Source organism: Psychrobacter sp. 4Dc (assembly GCF_002836715.1).
Classification (GTDB): domain Bacteria; phylum Pseudomonadota; class Gammaproteobacteria; order Pseudomonadales; family Moraxellaceae; genus Psychrobacter.
In genome coordinates this window covers 1-17,668 of record NZ_PJAT01000103.1, presented here as the reverse complement: position 1 = coordinate 17,668, position 17,668 = coordinate 1, and the positions used below count along the sequence as shown (strand labels likewise).

13 protein-coding genes and 4 tRNA genes are annotated in these 17,668 nt (G+C 43.2%); 10 read left to right on the top strand and 7 right to left on the bottom strand.

Annotated features, from left to right (window positions below; all coding sequences use genetic code 11):
* Positions 1 to 8: 8 nt before the first annotated feature.
* From CXF61_RS08860 to metX, 3 genes are all read right to left on the bottom strand, one after another.
* The gene (locus CXF61_RS08860) at positions 9 to 590 is read right to left on the bottom strand and encodes a tetratricopeptide repeat protein (RefSeq protein ID WP_165597948.1); all 582 of its coding nucleotides are present in this window, start codon (positions 588 to 590) and stop codon (positions 9 to 11) included.
* A gap of 414 nt (positions 591 to 1,004) precedes the next feature.
* Entirely contained in the window at positions 1,005 to 1,613 is a 609-nt protein-coding gene (gene metW, locus CXF61_RS08855) for a methionine biosynthesis protein MetW (RefSeq protein ID WP_160021497.1), read from the bottom strand.
* Entirely contained in the window at positions 1,610 to 2,959 is a 1,350-nt protein-coding gene (gene metX, locus CXF61_RS08850; RefSeq protein WP_227526647.1) for a homoserine O-acetyltransferase MetX, read from the bottom strand. Before metX ends, metW begins: the two co-directional genes overlap by 4 nt.
* A gap of 489 nt (positions 2,960 to 3,448) precedes the next feature.
* Between metX and hemH the strand changes: the two genes are divergently transcribed.
* Complete coding sequence (hemH, locus tag CXF61_RS08845) at positions 3,449 to 4,468, top strand: ferrochelatase (RefSeq protein WP_165597946.1); 1,020 nt, start codon at positions 3,449 to 3,451, stop codon at positions 4,466 to 4,468.
* A gap of 115 nt (positions 4,469 to 4,583) precedes the next feature.
* On the opposite strand, the gene CXF61_RS08840 is transcribed toward hemH, so the two are convergent.
* The 4 genes from CXF61_RS08840 to CXF61_RS08825 all read right to left on the bottom strand — a co-directional run bounded on the left by CXF61_RS08840 (position 4,584) and on the right by CXF61_RS08825 (position 9,656).
* Positions 4,584 to 4,928, bottom strand: coding sequence for a hypothetical protein (locus CXF61_RS08840; RefSeq protein WP_165597945.1), 345 nt, complete (start codon positions 4,926 to 4,928; stop codon positions 4,584 to 4,586).
* A 288-nt stretch (positions 4,929 to 5,216) separates the two neighbouring features.
* Positions 5,217 to 5,675 carry a hypothetical protein gene (locus tag CXF61_RS08835; RefSeq protein WP_227526644.1) on the bottom strand — a complete coding sequence of 153 codons (459 nt, stop codon included), beginning with the start codon at positions 5,673 to 5,675 and terminating at the stop codon, positions 5,217 to 5,219.
* Positions 5,676 to 6,040: 365 nt separating this feature from the next.
* Complete coding sequence (gene polA / locus CXF61_RS08830; RefSeq protein WP_165597943.1) at positions 6,041 to 9,019, bottom strand: DNA polymerase I; 2,979 nt, start codon at positions 9,017 to 9,019, stop codon at positions 6,041 to 6,043.
* A 223-nt stretch (positions 9,020 to 9,242) separates the two neighbouring features.
* Positions 9,243 to 9,656, bottom strand: coding sequence for an organic hydroperoxide resistance protein (locus CXF61_RS08825; protein WP_165597942.1), 414 nt, complete (start codon positions 9,654 to 9,656; stop codon positions 9,243 to 9,245).
* Between the two features lie 268 nt (positions 9,657 to 9,924).
* Between CXF61_RS08825 and CXF61_RS08820 the strand changes: the two genes are divergently transcribed.
* The 9 genes from CXF61_RS08820 (at position 9,925) to CXF61_RS08780 (ending at position 17,489) form a co-directional block, all read left to right on the top strand.
* Complete coding sequence (locus tag CXF61_RS08820) at positions 9,925 to 10,827, top strand: hypothetical protein (protein WP_165597941.1); 903 nt, start codon at positions 9,925 to 9,927, stop codon at positions 10,825 to 10,827.
* A 205-nt stretch (positions 10,828 to 11,032) separates the two neighbouring features.
* Positions 11,033 to 12,628, top strand: coding sequence for a peptide chain release factor 3 (locus tag CXF61_RS08815; RefSeq protein ID WP_057758477.1), 1,596 nt, complete (start codon positions 11,033 to 11,035; stop codon positions 12,626 to 12,628).
* Between the two features lie 203 nt (positions 12,629 to 12,831).
* On the top strand, positions 12,832 to 13,683 hold the full coding sequence (locus tag CXF61_RS08810) for an RsiV family protein (protein WP_165597940.1): 852 nt from the start codon (positions 12,832 to 12,834) through the stop codon (positions 13,681 to 13,683).
* A 157-nt stretch (positions 13,684 to 13,840) separates the two neighbouring features.
* Positions 13,841 to 15,064 carry an FHA domain-containing protein gene (locus tag CXF61_RS08805; RefSeq protein ID WP_165597939.1) on the top strand — a complete coding sequence of 408 codons (1,224 nt, stop codon included), beginning with the start codon at positions 13,841 to 13,843 and terminating at the stop codon, positions 15,062 to 15,064.
* Between the two features lie 174 nt (positions 15,065 to 15,238).
* The gene (locus CXF61_RS08800) at positions 15,239 to 16,735 is read left to right on the top strand and encodes an anthranilate synthase component I family protein (protein WP_165597938.1); all 1,497 of its coding nucleotides are present in this window, start codon (positions 15,239 to 15,241) and stop codon (positions 16,733 to 16,735) included.
* 192 nt (positions 16,736 to 16,927) lie between these two features.
* Positions 16,928 to 17,003 (top strand) — tRNA-Thr (locus tag CXF61_RS08795).
* 67 nt (positions 17,004 to 17,070) lie between these two features.
* Positions 17,071 to 17,154 (top strand) — tRNA-Tyr (locus CXF61_RS08790).
* 84 nt (positions 17,155 to 17,238) lie between these two features.
* Positions 17,239 to 17,312: transfer RNA gene (locus tag CXF61_RS08785), tRNA-Gly, on the top strand.
* A gap of 102 nt (positions 17,313 to 17,414) precedes the next feature.
* A tRNA-Thr gene (locus CXF61_RS08780) sits at positions 17,415 to 17,489 on the top strand.
* The last annotated feature ends 179 nt before the right edge of the window (positions 17,490 to 17,668 follow it).

Here is a 17,668-nt window from a genome sequence, read left to right as displayed (position 1 = left end):
GTTAGATACTATTTACTCTGGAACCAAGTATCTGCTTTGCTACGAGCACTAGCGATATCATCACTTGATAAGTTCAATGCCAACTGACCAATTTTACCACGCGCTTTGTTACGGACTTTTTCATCTAGCATGCCATCACGGGCAGCCAAGTCATACCATTTATAGGCATCGACTAGATTTTTTTGCTTTTCATCTAATAGCGCAAGCGTATAGCTGGCACGGTTATCGCCACGCATTGCAGCTTTTTCTAACCAAAGACGGGCTTGTTGCAAGTTAGGCTGTACGCCTTCGCCACGCAAATACATGATGGCAAGGTTCAACTGAGCAGGAGCAACGCCTTGCTGAGCGGCTTTGGTATACCACTGGATTGCTTGTTGAGTATTTTGAGAAATACCTTCACCTTTTTGTAAGCGCTTGGCCAAATAGAACTGAGCGTGATCGTTACCTTGGGCGGCACGACTAGACAACTCGCTCACAGGCATGAGTTCAAAACGTGAGGTATCAAGCGGTACGTTTGATATTAACTCAGCATTGGCTAAACCAGCACAAGAAAATAATGCAGTAAACAACGCAGCTTTTAATAGTTTCATAGCAGCTCCAAAATTAGGCAGTTAATAAGCAAAAAAAAATTGTACCGCTAAACATTGTCTCGCTAAAGACAGTCAGACGGCGATAACAATTAGGTGGAATCTTGCGATATGAACTTACCTAATCATTAGCAAAAGGGGGTTGTCATCTCTAAATCAGAGATTTCACCCTAACTGATTAGACAAACGGTCGTAATAGTGGGGTGGCTGACAATATTTTGCTAGCTTAACACCCAAACTTACGAAACTCAAATACTAATTACAAGGTCTAATAGACGTTTGTACCTGATTGTCCTTAACAAAATCAGACAGTTACTAAAAAATTATATTAAGTTAACAATCTATTAAGGTTAATATCAGTACTTACAGCACTGTTTAGTATTCTATAAAACATAAAGACAGCTGAGCATTCACCGGTTATTTCTTGGTCACTCGGTAGATAGCGACGTCTGCTAAAAAGTTAGGGGCTTGTCTTATTAACGCTTTCATTAGCGGTGTGTGACCTTTCTCAGAATCGCTAACGGCAAAACGATTAATAATATGAATATCATGCTGCGCACATAACAGTTCAAAATCTTTAAAGGTACATAGGTGAATGTTCGGCGTGTTGTACCATTCGTAAGGCAGCGCTTCAGAGACGGGCATCATACCTTTTAGCCCTAAATGAATGCGGTTTTGCCAATGCGCAAAGTTAGGGAAAGTGATGACTGCTTCACGGGCAACTCTCAGCATATCAAGCAACAACTCGTCAGGTGCTTTTACTGCTTGTAGGGCACGTGCCATGACGACCGTGTCAAAGCTGTTATCAGCAAAGCGCGCTAGGCCATCGTTGAGGTCCTGCTCGACAATTGATAAGCCATTACCAATCGCCTCATTGATTTTGTCTTCATCAATCTCTAGTCCGTAACCTGTTACGCCTAGTTTCTGCTGTAAGTGGGCAAGCAGCTCGCCATTGCCACAACCTAAGTCCAGTACATGTGCTTGCGGCGCAATCCAGCGCTCTGCCAGTTGGTGGTCCATTCTCATGAGCGCTCTCCTGTGGCTGAGCGGCTAGGGGTAATAAATGGCGCAGTCAAAAATCCTTTAACCGCACCCATGTAGCGAGGAATATCAAATAAGAAAGAGTCATGTCCATGCGGCGCGTCAATATTGATATAGCTGACTGGTTTGCCAGTGGCCATCAGCGCATCGACAATCTCTTGCGAGCGCTCAGGTGCAAAGCGCCAGTCAGTGGTGAATGAAACGACTAGATACTGGCATTGTGTATGGGCAAAGGCGGCTTTGAGCGCAGAAAGCTCTTGCTGACGATCAGATTCAATATCCTCAATCGTCGTTACCGCATCTTCTAACTCACTCTGTGCATTCGCTTTGCTAGATTCGACTGACGCCGCGATTGAGTCTTCTATTTGCACTGCCGACTCTGTAGTATCTTTTGCTACCGTTGATGGATAGTCGCGCGTCGGATCAAAGTAATCTAAGGCTTTAGTCATGAGCAGATAAGTATTGGCATCGAAGTTTTCACTAAAGCGCTCGCCTTGATAGCGTAGGTAGCTTTCGACCTGAAACTCGACATCGTAGCCATACATGAATTTACCTGATTTTAAATCACGGCCAAATTTGGCTTTCATCGCGTCATCAGTTAAATAGGTAATATGCCCAACCATACGCGCCAATATCAGTCCGCGACGAGGATAAGTGCCTTCTTGTATATAGCGCCCGTCTTTAAAGTCAGGATCGGATAATATAGATTGGCGCGCCACTTCGTTAAAGGCGATATTTTGAGCAGATAGCTTTGGCGTACTGGCGATGACCACACAGCGCTTTAACCGCTCTGGATAATCAACAGACCATTGTAGCGCTTGCATACCGCCCATTGAGCCGCCGACAATGGCGTGCCAAACGTCGATGCCTAGACGATCTGAGAGCATTGCTTGGGTTTTCACCCAGTCTTTGATAGTGATCAGCGGAAAATCAGGACCATACACTTGCGGCTCATTGCTACTATTTGAATCAACGCTGTCCGAACTAACACTATCCGAGCCAACGCTATCTGGGTTAATAGTGGTAGGCCCTGTTGAACCAAAACAGCTGCCGATATTATTGACACACACCACATAGAACTGATTGGTATCAATTGCTTTATTGGGGCCAATCATATTGTCCCACCAGCCTGCTTTTTTGTCATCAGCGCTATGGAAGCCAGCTGCATGATGATTGCCCGATAACGCGTGGCAAATCAGAATCGCATTTGATTTATCGCGATTGAGCGTACCATAAGTCTCTACCATCAAGTCAAACGAGGGTAGGGTACGGTTGCATTCTAACGTTAAGGGCTCAGCGAAATGGAAATTCTGGGGCGTAACGACACCCACAGACCCTACGGCACTGTCGGTATTGGCTGAGCTATTAGGGTGAGGGTGTGAATTAGGATGCTGGTCACTGGTATTATCAGAGCGTGCGTTCAAAGCTACCTCGCAAGACTACAATCATCAATAAAATAAAAGCAAAATGGCATGTTGTTAACAGGCTATTTTACCTACACGGTTTTTATAAACTGGGCCTGCCTATTGTATGGTGATGCGCGTTGGAGTACAACCGTCGAGCGCGCCTTTCGAGCGTATCGATCATAGTTGGTATGTAAAATTCGCCATAGGCAAATAATGAACAAGCCGCTAGCATCAAGTAATCAAGAGTCAATAAATAGCAACTGCGTATCAAATTGTATAGGGGCGCTTTTAGCCCGCGTTATTAATAGATAAAATGCTACACTAATGAGGTGTTTATTCAACTGTGTCTTAACAGTATCGTCTCTTATTATTTTGACCTAACCCTTAATAACTTACTGCTAATAAAGTGCTGCTATGAAACCTAAATTGCCCCCACGTATTGCCGTTTTGTTAGTGAATCTTGGTACCCCAGATGAGCCAACGGCACCTGCCGTACGTCGCTACCTCAAACAGTTTTTGTCAGACCCACGAGTGATCGAGATTCCCAAATTCCTATGGGCTATTATTCTGAATCTATTTGTCTTGCCCAGTCGTCCTAAGCGCGTAGCAAAGGCTTACGCTAGTATTTGGGAAGGTGACTCACCGATTCGTAAAATACTAAAAAGCCAAGTTGAGCTATTAGAACCACGTTTGGCCGATAGTGTGTCACCATTTCGTGTCTCTGTGCATCCTGCGATGAGCTATGGTAATCCTGGTTTGCCTGATGTCATGGATGCGCTACGCGGTGAAGGGGTTGATCACTTTGTCATTCTGCCATTGTTTCCGCAGTACTCTGCCTCTTCAGGCGGTGCGGTATATGATGCGCTGACGAAGTGGACGCTCAAGCAACGCAACTTGCCAAATTATACAATTGTCAAAGATTACTTTGCCCATCCGCTATATATTCAAGCATTGGCCAACTCTATTCGCCGTTTTCAAGAGAAGCATGGCAAGCCTGAAAAATTGATGTTTAGTTTTCATGGTATTCCGCAGCCTTATGCTGATAAAGGCGATCCTTATCCTAAACGTTGTAAATGTACCGCTGCACAAGTGGCGCATGAACTTGGCCTGAACGATGACGAATGGATTATCAGTTTCCAGTCACGCTTTGGTAAGCAAGAGTGGGTTAAGCCGTATACTGATGTAGTGTTGGAAGATTGGGGTCAGTCAGGTGTGCGCTCGGTGCAAGTGATTAGTCCGGCGTTTTCAGCAGATTGTCTAGAGACACTAGAAGAGCTAGCCATTGAAAACCGTGATAACTTCCTTAATGCTGGCGGGCAAGAGTATCATTATATCCCTGCATTAAACCTTGATGAGACACATATTGAATTGCTTGAAGCGTTGAGTCTGCCTTTGGTAAAAGGTTGGGCTGGCACGTTAGATGGCTGGGTTTAAACAGTCGAAAGTCGCTATCGTGGTGAATTGAATAGCAAAATAAGAAAAAGCACGCTTAATATAGTTAAGCGTGCTTTTTTGGTTTAGAGGAGTAGGTCAACAATCGTATTAAGTTCTAAAAATCATCATCGTTGCTACGTTCGGCCGCTTCTCTATCAACAATATCCATGGCATCTGGATAATCGCTGTCATCAAGATTGTCCTGAACCAAAATCTCATCGACACGTGACTCATCGATATTTTGACGATGCGCAGGTGTTAGTCCTTGGGTCGCATCACTACCGACTTCAGAGTTATTGAATCCTGCACTATTATCAATCACATCATCGTTATCGATGGTATGCAACATAGGATTGTCCAAATCGACCAATTGGTCGTCTTGTTCATCCTGATTATTGTTACGACGATTACCGTCAATATGATCCATCTCTTCTGGTAGTGGGTTTTTTGAGTTTTCCATGAATAATTCCTTATTGTAGTTATTAAATGTCGCCATCATTAGAAGTAAAAATATCGTGCTGGCTTGTTAAAGCATCGTTCGTTGTAACGTGGATAATATGCTTCTCAGTTTGTACGCTTAATCAACTTTTCACTAGTAGCAAGGTGTGACAGGATGTTCAAAAAATGTAAGACAATGACTAGAACGCAAAACGACTACTCAAGATGAGTAGCCGTAATTATTTATGAAATTTATGCTAAGTCTTTGTACGATAGCCAGATCGCTACATAAATAATAAAACTTATAGTGTTAATTATTGGCATGGTCGAACTTATAATTTAACTTCTGTACTAGACATGACTGATAATCAGCCAGTTTACATCGCCATAAATAGGTCAAGGCGATACCATAAATGGCAGTCTCAGCCAGCTCTTCGACAATTTCCCCAAATGTATGCGGGAACATAATAGCGTTCTCGCCCATGTACTGAATGATAGCAAGTACAGTAACGCTAAGATAGAGCGAAACGGGCACGTGTTTTAGCACTGCCCATAGGTAATGCCTTGAGTAGACCAGCAAACCAAGTGCGACGAGATAAATAACGGTAAGGACGCTGTCCTCCCACCAGTCATAAGACTGGCCAAGCATCGAAAAATCGCTTGGAACTAGTAAGTCTGGTAGATAGTTCAACTCTCGACGAATGACAGAGACAAATATAAGTACGGCTGCCAGCCAAAAAGCCTTAATTTGTTTGACATGACTTTTCATAACATATTGTGAACTGCGCAATAGGCATATTATCAAAAGTATAATGCCAGGGACTTCAATGATGCCATCTGAACTCAAAATAACTGGCTCCTGCGTATCAAAAAGAATGTGTTAAAAACAAAAAAGTGAGCCCAAAGGCTCACTTTAAAGCAAAAAATATCGAATAGTTAGGGTGTAACAGATGACCTATTATAAACCCCGTACCTAGACATTACTGTTATGAAATATAACTAACTGGTCATAAGTGATTGTTAATATAAACAATATATAATGATTTATTGTAGTATCCATTATCAAAAACTCTCATATCTGCAAGGTACATCGATAATCATACCTTGCATGCTTGATTAAATGGCAGTGAGTGACTAATGCGCCTCATCCCAGTTTTGACCGCTATCAGTCTCGACTAATAAAGGTACTGCAAAGTCGACGTTCCAACCTTTTCCTACTGCCGTAGTCGTCAATACATCTTGCATAGCATCGGTAATTAGCTGGCTAACTTCGTCTACTTTATCGGCATCCACTTCAAACACCAATTCATCGTGAACCTGTAGCAGCATTTTGGCTTGCTCTTTTGGCAGCACTTTATCAACGGCAATCATAGCAAGCTTGATTAGATCAGCAGCAGAGCCTTGTAGTGGGGCGTTAATCGCCGCGCGCTCAGCACCTTGCTTGACCATACGGTTACTATGATTGATATCAGGCGTATAGAGCTTACGACCTAATATCGTCTCGACATAACCTTGCTCATAGGCGCTGGCACGCGTATTGATCATATAGTTTTTGACGCCTGGATAACGCTTAAAGTACATATCGATATAGTCTTGTGCCTCGCCGCGGCTCATCTGTAACTGCTTGGCAAGTCCAAAGGCACTCATCCCGTATAGCAGACCAAAGTTAATAGCTTTAGCATTACGACGTTCGGTCGAAGTGACGTCTGCGACATCTTTACCAAGTACTTCGGCAGCGGTGGCTGCATGAATATCTAACCCTTCGTTAAAGGCATGAGTTAGGTTTTTATCACCCGAAAAATGCGCCATTAAACGTAATTCAATTTGTGAATAATCGGCGGCTAAAATAACGCGATCTTCTGGTGCGATAAAGGCTTGACGAATTAAACGACCAGTCGCAGTACGAATTGGGATATTTTGCAAGTTAGGATCTGTCGATGACAAACGACCAGTGCTCGTTAATGCCTGATGGTAGCTAGTGTGTACGCGATCGGTTTCGCTATCTGCGACATTATCCAGCGCATCAGTATAAGTGCTTTTGAGCTTAGATAGTCCACGATACTCTAGCGTAATATCGACCAATGGATGATCGATTTTTGATAGTACCGCCTCACCAGTCGAGTATTGACCAGACTTGGTTTTTTTACCACCAGCGACGCCTAGCTTTTCAAACAGCATCTCACCTAATTGCTTAGGAGAGCCTAAGTTAAACTCTTCACCAGCTACTTCATAAGCGCGCTTCTCTAGGGCGATGATTTCTTCGTCGAAGCGTTTTGATAGCTCGTTTAAGAATGAACGTTTAATCAAAATACCATGCGCTTCCATTTGGCAAAGTATCTCTGCTGTTGGAATCTCTAGCTCGTGTAACAGTTTGGCATTATTGGCATCGTTAGCCAGCTCAACGCTGAACACGTCAAATAATTGATAGGTGATGTCGGCATCTTCACACGCATAGTCGCTCGCGATATCGATGGCCACTTGGTCAAAGGTAACTTGCTTAGCGCCTTTACCTGCCACATCTTCAAAGCTGATGGTTTGCGTTTGTAGATAATGACGTGCCAAATCGTCCATACCGTGGCGAGTGGCTGCCGCATTGATGACGTAGCTGGCAAGCATGGTGTCCATTGCCCAGTTATTTGGCTGCTCATGTATGGCGCCAACTAGGTCGATATCGTAGTGAGCGAGGATGTGCGCATCGTACTTTAGATGCTGACCGATTTTACCGATATTTGGGTTCTCTAAGATAGGTTTTAAGCGAGCTAATACTGTATCGCGATCAAGTTGCTTGGCAGTTAGCTCATCACCTTCTAGGCTATGCGTAAGCGGAATGTAATAGGCTTCGTGTGCTTGCAACGCAAAGGATAAACCGACAATTTGTGCATCACGCCAATGAACGCTAGTGGTTTCGGTATCAATGACAAAATGCGGAGCAGCTTCTAACAATTCGACCAAGCTATCAAACGCTGGCTCATCGAGTACAGTGTGCCACGCTTTATCATGGTTAGTGCTGTCTTTGATGTTGTCGCTCTTGGTTGATTGGAGCGATTTTGCCACCTGTGCCTGTGACTCCGTATCGGCTTGGCTATCAGCAACACTTTTAGAGCCATTGGCAGGATGATTTGGATGGTCAAGCGATGCCAGCTCATTTCTAAACTCAAGCTCATTATATAATTCACGCAATTCATCTATATGCGCACAAGGGTCAGTATTGATTTTTAGGTCATTCCAATCTTGACCGATTGCTAAGTTAGTGACGATGGTGGCTAGCTTTCGATTAAAAGGAATATCGTCAGCGTGTTCAATCAGACCTTTCGCCCCGCGACCTTTAATAAAGCCAATATGCTTGAGCATATTTTCGATATCACCATACTCAACGAGTAGGTCTTTAGCGGTCTTTTTACCGATGCCAGGTACACCTTTGATACCGTCAGAGGCATCACCCATGAGCGTCAAAAAATCAATCATTTGGTTTGGGTTAATGCCGAACTTATCGATCACCGCTGGTGTATCCGTGACTTTACCAGTAAAGCTGTCTTCTAAGATGACGCAATCATTGACCAACTGCATCATGTCTTTATCGCCCGTTGAGATGACCACATGGTGACCTTGCTCGACGGCACGATAGGCAAGTGTACCGATGATATCATCGGCCTCTGCACCCTCGATACGTAATAGCGGAATACCCAAGGCGCTGACCAAACGATGAATATAAGGAATTTGCTCTACCAGTTCTATATCGATAGGCGGACGAGCGGCCTTATAGTCAGGCGACATATGATGGCGAAAAGTCGGTGACTTTGTATCGAAGCAGACGGCCATATGAGTAGGGTGATAACGACGCATCAGTTTTAGCAGCGCATTCAAGGTACCGCGAATCGCATTGGTGATTAGACCCTGCGAGTTTTGCATGGTCTTTGGGAGGGCATGATAGGTGCGAAACAGATAATACGAGCCGTCGACTAAGATAAAGGGCGGCTGATCTTTGTCTACGTGACTGGTATCCATCAGTGCCACATTTGGCATATCGTCAAAATTCGGTAAGGTTTTAGGATCGAGTGCTTGATGGGAGTTGTGGTCGTTATCGGCGGTATTGTCAGCTATATTATCAGTCATAAAAGTCACTTATCAGCTATTAGATAAAAATATGTCCTTATTATAACGATAAAAACAGTGCGTGCCGAACTGCTTAACCGTTACGAGATGTTCTGGCGGTTTTATTTTTTCACCAAAATTTCAAACAAAAAAAGAACCCAGACCAGCTGAGTTCTTCTATAATTAACGTATTTTTAATTAACTACTTTCTTAATTAATCATTGATAATGAGTCTCATAATGCGTTACTTTACTTCTGAGGTGACTTCAACATCGATGTTGCCGCGTGTGGCTTTAGAATATGGGCATACTTGGTGCGCTTTCTCGACCAACTGTTGAAACTCGTCAGCTGACAGGTCTGTATTATCAGCGATGACATGGATTTTTACGGCAAGCTTATATTCGTGATTGTCACCTTGTAATAGGTCTACAGAGGTCTCAACAGTTGAGCCAAATGTTGCGCTTTCCATCTTTTTGACTACGCCTAAGGCGCCATCAAAACAAGCGCCATAACCCATTGCGAGTAATTGCTCAGGGTTATTACCTTTTTCATTACCGCCTGGTGGTACCATATTGATTTCAAGATCACTATCGCTTAAGGTTGCTGTACCCATGCGGCCGCCAGTAACAGTAGATTTGGTAGAGTATAGAGATTTCATGACACATCCTTTGTTGTGAGTTTTTATGTTTATAGTTGAGTGGTAAAACTTAATATGAAACCTAGCATAACAAATCGCTCACGCAGCTCAGTGCATAGAGAGTAAATATATACTGCTAGTTTGTAAATGAGATTTTGAGCACAGTTTTATTCGTTTCTAGATTTACAAGCTTATCGTACAGACGTTGAAGAGGTACAATAGCGGTAATGAGCCATATATACGTTATCAGTACGGATAATAGAAATCTAAATCATAAGGACATTGTTCGATGAATAGAGTGGTTGCGATATCTGGTGTTTTCTTCTGGACAATACTTGCTTTGATAGGCTGCGAAGTAGATGACGGCAGTTATGGTTCTGACAGCGACAATATTACGTTGACGAGCTTTGCCAATAGTTACGATAGTAAGGCCAACGATACCGCTATTGCACGCATCGATGAAACCTATCGCACAGGCGCACGCAACATCAAAACTACCAATCTCATCAACAGTTATAGCAATCAAAGCCTGAATGATTTAGACAGAACGGTACTGGCAGATGATTTCGAGGGTCGACTTGAAAATAAAGACATCGAGGTTAATAATCGGACGGTCAAACGCCCCATATATGAAAAAAACACCAACAATCAGCTAGACTATCAAACTACTTATAAGACGCTCAATTTGTCGGGTTTGCGTGCGAACAGCTATGTTGCTAGTACAAATGTGAACAATAGATACGGTATTATTACCGACTTAAACAACTATTCTGAAATTCCGACCAATGTTGCCTTTCCTGAAGGGTCAGTTTGTTATATCCCTGTGGTAACTAGTGAGCGCTGGTTTTTGGCATTTAATGAGAAAAACAAAAGCGGATACGCTACAATAGATGAATGGCTTGATGCAGCCAAACAACGCTCTAGTGACAACAGAGATCATAGAACCTCTCAGTTCGGAGTGGGCATAGGCAATCAGAAACAAGCCGCGCAAGTCATGTTTTTTGAGTATGATGATCAGCCTGCTTATGAATATAGCGGTGTTGAGTATGGAAAAGACGTCTATGAGGCAAACTATGTCGCCAAAGGTAGCACCGACCCGAACACAGACAGTCGTTTTGACGTAGTTGATTGTACAATCGTCAATGAGATAGCTGGCGACTTCTTGGCTGAGCAAATCGAACGCTACTATTGAGATGAATTGATGACTATTAGTCGTGCTAATTAAGCAGGATGATCGTAATTAAAAAGCCCAAAAACACGCTTCGTTTAAATAACGGGGCGTGTTTTTTTATACGCTAATTCTGCACCCTGATGCTAAATCCGCTACAATACGCCCATTATTTATTTTATTTATTTAGAGTCACTTCTAAATCACATAACTGTTGAAGCTGAAAATTATGAGCGTAGATCCAAAGAAATTAAACAAAGAAGTTGCTAAGCGCCGCACCTTTGCCATCATCTCGCATCCCGATGCTGGTAAGACCACCATGACCGAAAAACTCCTGTTGTGGGGTCAAGCGATTCAGGTAGTGGGCGAAGTAAAAGGCCGTAAGACAGATCGTCATGCAACCTCAGATTGGATGAGCATGGAGCAAGAGCGTGGTATCTCGATTACGACGTCTGTCATGCAGTTTCCGTATAAAGACCATATGGTCAACCTACTAGATACCCCAGGTCACGCCGACTTTAGTGAAGATACTTACCGTACTTTGACCGCAGTGGATAGTGCGCTGATGATGGTCGATGGCGCAAAAGGTGTCGAAGAACGAACCATCAAGCTGATGGAAGTGTGTCGTATGCGCGATACACCTATCATCTCATTCGTCAACAAGCTAGATCGTCAGATTCGTGAGCCGCTTGAATTGCTTAGCGAAATCGAAGCAGTGTTGAAAATCAAATGTATCCCAGTGACTTGGCCTATCGGTATGGGTCAAGACTTCATCGGTGTCTATCATTTGACTGAAAATAAAACTTACTTTTATGAAAAAGGTAATGGCGGCAAGATGACGGTCTCTGAGACCCGAGAAGGCTACGATTATCCAGATATCCGTGAGCGTCTAGGACAGTTGATGTTTGATGCTTTTGAAGAGTCGCTTGAGCTGGTACAGATGGCGCTAGAAGAGTTCAGTGTTGAAGCGTTTTTGGCTGGCGAGATGACGCCAGTATTGTTTGGCACAGCATTGGGTAACTTTGGGGTAAACATGGTACTTGATACCTTGGTCAAATATGCACCGCCACCAAAAGCCCATCCAACGACTGAGCGTGAAGTATCAGCCACTGAGACAGATTTCACAGGCTTCGTCTTTAAGATTCAGGCCAATATGGATCCGCGTCATCGTGACCGTATTGCGTTCTTGCGAGTGTGCTCTGGTAAGTACGAGAAGGGTATGAAAATGAAGCATGTGCGTCTGGGGAAAGACGTACGTATTGCTGATGCTTTGACCTTTTTAGCAGGTGACCGTGAGGCGTTAGAAGAAGCCTATCCGGGTGATATCATTGGTTTGCATAACCATGGCACCATCTCTATTGGTGACAGTTTCACTGAAGGCGAGGAGTTGAGCTTTACGGGTATTCCGCATTTTGCCCCTGAATTGTTCCGCCGTGTGGTATTAAAAGATCCGCTCAAATCAAAAGCTCTGCAAAAAGGTCTTCAACAATTAAGTGAAGAGGGCGCAACGCAGGTCTTTATGCCGCAGATTAATAATGACTTGGTCTTAGGCGCAGTCGGTGTCCTACAGTTTGAAGTGGTCGCGCATCGTCTAAAAGAAGAGTACAAGGTTCAATGTACCTTTGAGCCAGTATCGATAGCTACGGTACGCTGGATTCATTGCGATGATGAAGTAGCATTGGCAAAGTTCAAGAAAAAAGCCCATGACCAATTATCATTAGATGGTGGTGGTTATTTGACTTACCTTGCACCGTCACGCGTCAATCTCCAGCTGATGCAAGATCGTTATCCAGAAGTGACTTTTAGCAGTACGCGTGAGCATTAAAATCAGCCACATCGCTGTATTGTTTATCTATTAAGACACGCTAGCCGTGTCTTTTTTATTGTCTGTTATTTATGTGATAAATGCGAGGAGATAAGCATTTAATTGTCAACAGAACCTTAAAAACACAAACAGTGTTCCTACAATACAGTGCAATTGTTACGGTAGAATGATAAACAACATTTTATATTTATAAAAGAGGACATATGCACACTACGACTCAAACTGATGATAAATCTATATCGGCTGATCTATTTTCGATAAAGGTAAGCCAGAGACGTTCAATTGCTATGTTGACTGGCAGCCTATTATTAAGTGCCGTTAGTACGTCGGTAAATGCAGGAAACTTTATTAGCAGCACTGAATATCTACCGTATCAACTACCCAGTAATATACAAGAGACGTGTGACAAGCGTGATAACTGTCCAGAGATTGAAGTTAAATATCTCAAAAGCAGTCAAAACTGGATAGATGAGATTGCCAATGCCCGTATCGATAACTTAGTCGTCAATAGTCAGATGACAGAGTCAGCACCTATTAAGGGTAAAATCAGCGAAAAAGAAGTTAAAGATGCTCTTGATAGCTTTGTGAGTTCGCAATTCCAAGATATGCCTGATGATGTGTCATGGGGTTATAATCTGATGGTAGCGCCCAATTATCTAGGTCATGTCGATGACTTTGAACTGTTTGAGATAAGCTCTTACGTCTATACTGGCGGTGCACACGGCATGCCTTATAGCGAGTACCTAGTATTTGACCCAAGTACCAAAAAGCAAGTCACGCTTGACGACATGCTTATCTCAGGTAAAAAACCTCGTTTTAAGGCGCTTGCCTATGATGCGTATAAAGTGTGGGTTAAAACGGTTGCCGAAGACGTGAGCAGTTATGAGAAAAACTGGCCATTTACGTTGAGCGATAATGTGACCTTGACTGATACAGGCGTTAGCATTCGTTACCAGCATTATTCTATCGGCCCATATGCTTACGGTATGCCTATTCTTAATATCCCCTATAACAAGCTCGACAAAGTTATAAAACCTCACTTTATACCAAAGTAAATACTGTATGGTGTCTGAGGAAAGTACTTAATAAACCGTGCTAGGCAACTATTATTAAAGAAATAGCGACAATACTTATCACAAATTGGCAGTAATATTTTAGAGTTATTATTTTTAGCATCATTGGATATTCAATAGAAAAATAAGGAGTTATAACATGACAAACGAGACAGAAAGTACGAATACGGCAGCAAGTACAACTTGGCAGCTGAATGCATTGACCGAAGCGCTAGGTGACCTAACACTGACGGTTAGTGATAGCTTATCTATAGGTCGTGGTAGTGATAACGACGTAGTACTAGGTAGCAAGCAGGTCTCTCGCAACCATGCAGTGCTCAGTGTGCTAGATGGTCAGTTGTACGTGAAGGACTTAGACTCTTCTAATGGCACGTTTATCAATGAGCAACGTATTGCAAATAATGAATCTAGTCATCTAAAGGCAGACGATACGCTTGGCTTTGCAAGTTTTAGCTTTCAAGTACAGGAATCTACTGCACCTGTGACGACGTCAGAGAGTAAAACGCTAGCGCCAGTGACCACAGAAGAGCCAGTAGCAGATACACATGAGAATGCTGACACGGCTACTGTGCTAGAAACTCCTGCCAGTGAGCCTGTGACCGAAGAGCAAGTAGTTGAGGAAAGCGTTCTTGAAGAAGATCCAATCAAAGAGCAAACAATTAATGAGCCCGTGATTAAAGAAACTGGTATCGAAGAAATGTTACCTGCTACAGATGATACTGTACCTGTAGAACCTTTATCTGTAGATGCCGGCTCAGATATGACCGAAGACTCAGTAACTTCTACGCATGAAACCGTTGAACCAGTTATTGAAGAGCTAACTACTGAAGAAGCCGTTGCTACAGAGCCAGTTGTCAAAGAAACAGGGATTAATGAAGTACTGTCTGACGCGGAAGCAGCATCGCCTAAGCCAGTAGAAGAAACGCCAGTTGCCACAGAAGGGGTGGATGACACATCTGTACCAACAGCAACTGAAACAGAGGCTGTGACGTCTACAGAGTCATCACATGCAGCATCTACTGATAGCGCGCCAGTGGTAGAAGAGCAGCCAGCAGTGCATGAAGAGCCAGCAGTCCAAGACGAACACGACAAAACAACAAAAACAGAGTTACAAGAAGAAGCTGACCCTGAAGTTTTAAAAGCCAAACAAGCAGCTAGTGCACAGTTTTCAGGCACGGCTAATTTAGGGCAGCCGCGCGATCTTGGTACCGAAGGCAATAATGCGATGGATCAAGAAATCAGCAACCCTGCCCATGCAGGTCATGTAGAGAAAAAAGCAAGCGGTGGCTGGTTTATATGGGTATTTGTGACCATTCTAATTATCGGTTTGGCCTTATGGTTGTTTAATATGGGCGGTGCATAATTCAATTTTACACTAGGTCTTTGTCGTAATTTTTGATAGAGAGCCTTGTTGTACTTACCGTTTTTTAAACAAATGACTCATTATAGCGTCGATATTTTAGCGAATATTGGCGCTATATTTTATAGAGCAGCTTATAGTTTATGATTGCCTATAAGGTGCTAAGAGAGCGCTATTATGATGACTTTTGAAGAATACCAAGCTTTTAGAGATAGAGGCTTTAGTCACGCACCACTAGTAAAAAAACGTCTGATGGATGCGCAGACTCCCGTATCTGTATTCTCCAAAGTACGTGATCTAAACGGCTCTGCCTATCTGTTTGAGTCTGTAGTAGGCGGTGAGCGCTGGGCACGATACTCCATGATTGGATTGGGTAGCGATCTGATTTTGCAGTACGCTGATGGCAATATGACGACCAAACGAAACGATCATATTGATACAGAGTCAGTAGAGAATCCCTTTGATTACCTGCGTGAGCTGATGGCACAATATCATATGCCAACCGCTGAAGATGTGCCAACGATGCCGAGCTTTAGCGGCGGTCTAGTCGGTTACTTTGGATACGATATAGTACGTGTTATTGAGCCAAGTGTCGGCTTATCTGATGCGCCCAATCCAATGTCGATGCCAGATATGTGGCTGATGCTTTCGATGAGCGTTATTGTATTTGATAATTTAGAGAATACGCTGTCAATCATCGTCTATGCTGATTGCCAGTCTGAGGATGGCTACAGTTCAGCTATTCGTGAGCTAGAACAAATCGAGGAAAAGCTAGCAGAACCATCCAACCTGCGTGCCCCTGTAATGCCTACGCCTAAATTTATATCGCAAACAGGTGCCGAAAAATACTGTAGCGATGTCAATAAAATAAAGGATTACATCGCCGCAGGTGACGTCATGCAGGTAGTGCCAGCGCAGCGCTTGACAGCGGACTATACAGGCGACTCTCTAGCCGTCTATCGTGCGCTTCGCTACCTAAACCCATCACCGTATCTGTTTTTAGTGCATGGCTATACACTCGACGATCACAAACGCTTTGATATTATCGGTGCTTCTCCTGAAATCCTATCCCGTATCGAAAATGGCAAAGTGACGGTAAGGCCGCTGGCAGGGACACGGCAACGTGGCCGAGATGAGGCTGAAGACCTAGCGCTTGAGCAAGGTCTGTTAAATGATGAGAAGGAAACGGCCGAGCATTTGATGCTCATTGATTTAGGTCGCAATGATATTGGCCGCGTTTGCGAGTATGGCAGTGTCAAGGTCACAGAAAAGATGTTTATAGAGCGCTACTCACAAGTGATGCATATCGCATCTAATGTTGAGGGTACGATACGAGCTGACAAAGATGCACTAGATGTATTTTGTGCCACTTTCCCAGCTGGGACGCTATCAGGTGCACCCAAAATCCGCGCCATGCAAATTATCGATGAGATAGAACCGGTGCGCCGAACAGTGTTTGGCGGTTCAGTAGGTTATTTAGGTTGGAATGGTAATATGGACACTGCCATTGCTATCCGTACTGCGGTGATGCGCCGTGGTGAAATACATATTCAAGCCGGAGCAGGGGTTTTTGCTGATTCTGTACCAGAAAAAGAATGGGATGAAACCAATAAAAAAGCATTGGCCTTAATAAAAGCGGTAGAAATGGCCTGTAATGGCTTGCGTATTCGCTAATTAAATAGCCAATAATGTGATAAAAATAAGGGCTGCAAGTAAAAAGCCAATTTATTGCCATATTTTTATTTATAAAAAAACCAGCTTAATCAGTAACTTAAATATTCATATCAAATTAATTTAAAAAAAGATGAAAAAGTACTTGCGCATCTCAAAAAATTTGATAGAATAGCCACCACTTTAAGAGAACAAGCCGACTTAGCTCAGTTGGTAGAGCAACTGACTTGTAATCAGTAGGTCGCCAGTTCGATCCCGGCAGTCGGCACCATCTCTCTTAAAGTAGCTTTTTATGAATTTGTCTTAAATGTAAGTCATTTTTGTTCAAAGCAACCTAAGGTGGGGTTGGGGAGCGGTCAAACCCAACAGACTGTAAATCTGTCGCGAAAGCTTCGAAGGTTCGAATCCTTCCCCCACCACCATATTTTCTAAAGTTTGTCATAGCGCCAAGCATACTCTCTATATCTCATAACTCTCGATTAGAGTTATCCTGAATAAGAGTAAATGCGGGTGTGGTATAATGGTAACACCTTAGCCTTCCAAGCTAATGACGCGGGTTCGATTCCCGCCACCCGCTCCATATATACACCATCGCAAAGCATAACAATAAATCATCACGAGAGTCAGTAATTATTGCTGCATCGTGATATTTTTTTTAGTGCAGTTCAAGGTTTCAATATACGCTCATATAGCTCAGCGGTAGAGCACTCCCTTGGTAAGGGAGAGGTCTCGAGTTCAATTCTCGATATGAGCTCCATTTATTGTTTATACCTTTTATGCTTGTTTTGCTATTTATATAACTTTGCGTCGATATCGAAATTATAGAATATTGAAATATATAACAGTAGTGCGGTAGACAATGATTCAAAGGTGACACTGAGGTGTTGCCTTTTAGTGCTGTCAGTATATTAATAAATATTGGTTTTGATGGTCTTA

What these genes read in the sequence shown, in the direction of transcription:
- CXF61_RS08810 (WP_165597940.1), top strand. Translation starts at nt 12,832, where the DNA reads ATGCACACTACGACTCAAACTGATGATAAATCTATATCGGCTGATCTA.
- CXF61_RS08835 (WP_227526644.1), bottom strand. Translation starts at nt 5,675, where the DNA reads ATGAAAAGTCATGTCAAACAAATTAAGGCTTTTTGGCTGGCAGCCGTA.
- CXF61_RS08805 (WP_165597939.1), top strand. Translation starts at nt 13,841, where the DNA reads ATGACAAACGAGACAGAAAGTACGAATACGGCAGCAAGTACAACTTGG.
- CXF61_RS08825 (WP_165597942.1), bottom strand. Translation starts at nt 9,656, where the DNA reads ATGAAATCTCTATACTCTACCAAATCTACTGTTACTGGCGGCCGCATG.
- CXF61_RS08840 (WP_165597945.1), bottom strand. Translation starts at nt 4,928, where the DNA reads ATGGAAAACTCAAAAAACCCACTACCAGAAGAGATGGATCATATTGAC.
- polA (WP_165597943.1), bottom strand. Translation starts at nt 9,019, where the DNA reads ATGACTGATAATATAGCTGACAATACCGCCGATAACGACCACAACTCC.
- hemH (WP_165597946.1), top strand. Translation starts at nt 3,449, where the DNA reads ATGAAACCTAAATTGCCCCCACGTATTGCCGTTTTGTTAGTGAATCTT.
- CXF61_RS08800 (WP_165597938.1), top strand. Translation starts at nt 15,239, where the DNA reads ATGATGACTTTTGAAGAATACCAAGCTTTTAGAGATAGAGGCTTTAGT.
- CXF61_RS08820 (WP_165597941.1), top strand. Translation starts at nt 9,925, where the DNA reads ATGAATAGAGTGGTTGCGATATCTGGTGTTTTCTTCTGGACAATACTT.
- CXF61_RS08860 (WP_165597948.1), bottom strand. Translation starts at nt 590, where the DNA reads ATGAAACTATTAAAAGCTGCGTTGTTTACTGCATTATTTTCTTGTGCT.
- CXF61_RS08815 (WP_057758477.1), top strand. Translation starts at nt 11,033, where the DNA reads ATGAGCGTAGATCCAAAGAAATTAAACAAAGAAGTTGCTAAGCGCCGC.
- metW (WP_160021497.1), bottom strand. Translation starts at nt 1,613, where the DNA reads ATGAGAATGGACCACCAACTGGCAGAGCGCTGGATTGCGCCGCAAGCA.